General features: G+C 68.9%; 1 protein-coding gene and 1 pseudogene. One reads left to right on the forward strand and one right to left on the reverse strand.

The window, feature by feature from the left end; translation table 11 throughout:
• A pseudogene (locus B3E43_RS16105) lies at window positions 1-600 on the forward strand (peptidase M56); the annotation flags it as partial.
• A 48-nt stretch (window positions 601-648) separates the two neighbouring features.
• Here B3E43_RS16105 and ileS read toward each other — a convergent pair.
• A partial coding sequence (gene ileS / locus B3E43_RS16110; protein WP_292031338.1) for an isoleucine--tRNA ligase occupies window positions 649-3286 on the reverse strand: 2638 nt, incomplete at its 5' end.

Here is a 3286-nt window from a genome sequence, read left to right on the forward strand (position 1 = left end):
GCTCCGCCTGCATCCTATGCCGCGATGGTCGCTCCGCCAGCGCCTCCGGCCCCGCCCGCGCCCCCGGCGCCGCCCGCCCGTGCGCCTCGCGCCTCAGGCTGGGTCCACAACAGCCGGCCGCTGACGGAACAGGAGCGCCAGGCCGTCGTCGAGGCCCGTCAGGCGGCCGTGGAGGCGCGGATCCATGCAAGGGAAGCCCGGCGGGAGGCCATTGAGGCCCGTGCCCAAGCTCGCGCTCACGTCGCCGGGGCGCCTGAAGCCCGGACCCACGCGAGAGCCGCGATGGCTGCGGCCGCCGAGGCGCGGGCCCAGGCCGGCGTCGCTCGCCAACACGCCGCTCGTGAAATGGCCAATGCGCGGGTTCATATGGCCCGGGGCGCTGATCAGATGGTCGCCGGGGCCGAACAGATGCGCGAGGAATCGGCGCGGCTGCGGGATCCGGCCTATCGCGCGACGCAGATCGAGCGGGCGCGGGAACGCGGCGAGACGGTCACCGACGCAGAGCTGCAGGCCCTTTCGCCGCGTCTGGCGAGCCAGGCCGACCGGCTGGAGCGCCGGGCCGTCGAGTTGCGCGAACGCTCGGCCCGCCAGCCGTCCTGATCGGCTGCTGAGTCCGCCCGTTCCGGTTCGACCGGAGCGGGCGGCTCATCAGCTGCGTTGGTTGTCCCACCAGCGCACGGCGTCTGCATCGCGGGCGCTGAGTTCGGGATAGTCCGGGTCGGAGCCGACGTCCGGCACACGCCGCCATGAGCGGGCGCATTTGGGGTGGTCCGTAATGGGCTGTACTACCGCAGCGACGTTGATCACTTCCGACATCTGGAACGCATCGGCGGGCGGCGAGCCCTGAACGAGCTGGACCTGGCTGACGCGGAAAATGTCAGCGATCTCCTGTTGGTCGAAGCCCTCGAAGGCGAAAGCCATCTGCTCGTCAGTGACATAGACGGTCAGGGCGGCATCCAGGCCGGTGCCGATCCGCTTTTCACGGCGATCAATCTCAAGGGCGCCGTTCGTCACGAGCAGGACGCGCTCGATAGCTTTCCAGCGGGTCTTTTCGCTGGAGTCCTGCCATTCCACTGGCGTTTCCGGGATCACCCGCGCGCAGTTGGAGCCGCCTTCCGGGTAGCGCGTGCCCCAGGCCTCTTCCATGGTGAAGGGAGTCAGCGGCGCCAACCAGGCCGTCAGGCGCATGAAGACCTCATGCATGACCGTGCGGGCCGCGCGGCGGCGGATCGCGTCGGGGCGGTCGCAGTAGAGGCTGTCCTTGCGGATGTCGAAATAGAGGGCCGACAGGTCGTTGGAGCAGAACTCCAGCACCGGGCGGACGACGTCCTGGAAGCGGTATTCGGCATAGGCCTTGCGGACGTCGCGATCGAGTTCCCACAGCCGGTGCAGGACGAATTTCTCCAGCGGCGGCATCTGGTCGAGCGGCAGGCGTTCGGCCTCGTCGAAGCCGACCAGGGCCCCGAGCAGATAGCGGACGGTGTTCCGCAGCTTGCGATAGGCGTCGACCGTGGTCTGCAGGATCTGTTTCCCGATCCGTTGGTCCTCGGCATAGTCGACCAGCGAGACCCACAGACGCAGGATGTCGGCGCCGGATTCCTTGATGACGACGGCGGGGTCGGTCGTATTGCCCCGCGACTTGGACATCTTCTCCCCGTTCTCGTCCTGGGTGAAGCCGTGGGTCAGGACGGCGTCATAGGGGGCGCGGCCGCGGGTGCCGGCGCCTTCGAGCAGGTTGGACTGGAACCAGCCGCGGTGCTGGTCCGAGCCTTCGAGGTAGAGGTCGGCCGGCCAGTGCGACGGGCGGTCGCCGGTGTAGCCATGGGCCGGGTCGCGCGCTTCAAGCGTGAAGGCGTGGGTACAGCCGGAGTCGAACCAGACGTCGAGGATGTCCTCGATCTTCTCGTAGCGGGCCGGATCGTGGGCGCCGAGGAAATCGGCGTCGGGACGGGTGAACCAGGCGTCCGCGCCGCCCTCGGCCACGGCCGCGACGATGCGGGCATCGACGGCGGGATCGTGCAGCGGCTGGCCCGTCTGTTTGTCGACGAACATGGCGAGGGGCGTGCCCCAGGCGCGCTGGCGGCTGATTAGCCAGTCCGGACGGCCCTCGACCATGGAGCGGATGCGGTTGCGGCCGGCCTCCGGGTGGAAGTCCGTCTTGTCGATGGCCTCAAGCGCCCGCTCGCGCAGGGTGCCGTCATCGTTCAGCGGGGCATCCATACGGATGAACCACTGCGGGGTGTTGCGGAAGATGATCGGGGCCTTGGAGCGCCAGCTGTGGGGGTAGGAATGCTCCATCCGGCCGCGGGCCAGCAGGGCGCCGGCCTCGATCAGTTTCTCGATCACGGCCGGGTTGGCGGGGCCGAACTTGCCGGTCTTCTTGCCCTCGGTCTCCAGCACCTTGAGGCCGGCGAAGAGGGGGACGTGGTCATAGTAGGCGCCGTCCGGGTCGACGGTATCGGGCACCTCGTGATGGCCGTGGGCCTTCCAGACCTCGAAGTCGTCGGCGCCGTGGCCGGGGGCCGTGTGGACGAAGCCGGTGCCCGCGTCGTCGGTGACGTGGTCGCCGGCCAGCAGGGGCACGGAGAAGCCGTAGCCGGGCGACAGCTCGGCCAGCGGATGGGCGCATTCCAGGCCCGAGGGGTTGAGGTCGTCGACGCGGGTCCAGGAGGCGATCTTCGCGGCCTTGAACACGTCCTCGGCCAGTTTGTCGGCCACGATCAGCCGGTCGCCCGGCTTGGCCCAGGGTTCGAACTCCAGCCCGGTCTCCATGGCCGTGACCTCATAGAGGCCATAGGCGATCTCGGGGCCGTAGCTGATGGCGCGGTTGGCCGGGATGGTCCAGGGCGTTGTGGTCCAGATCACCACGGCGGGCGTGGCGTGGCGGAAGGCCAGCAGGTCGTCGGGATGGTCGTCGGTCGCGCCGGTGACGGGGAATTTGACCCAGACCGTCGGGCTGACGTGGTCGTGGTATTCGATCTCGGCGTCGGCGAGGGCGGTGCGTTCGACCGGCGACCACATCACCGGCTTGGAGCCGCGATAGAGCTGACCGGAGTTCTTGAATTTGTGGAACTCGGCGACGATGGCCGCCTCGGTGGAGAAGTCCATGGTGGCGTAGCGGTGATCCCAGTCGCCGAGGACGCCGAGGCGTTTGAACTGGTCGCGCTGCACGTCGATCCAGCCGGCGGCGTATTCGCGGCAGGCCTGGCGGAACTCGGCCTTGGAGACCTCGTCCTTGCGGCGGCCCTTGGCGCGGTACTGTTCCTCGATCTTCCACTCGATCGGC

It is taken from the genome of Brevundimonas sp. UBA2416, assembly GCF_002343105.1.
Classification (GTDB): Bacteria; Pseudomonadota; Alphaproteobacteria; order Caulobacterales; family Caulobacteraceae; genus Brevundimonas.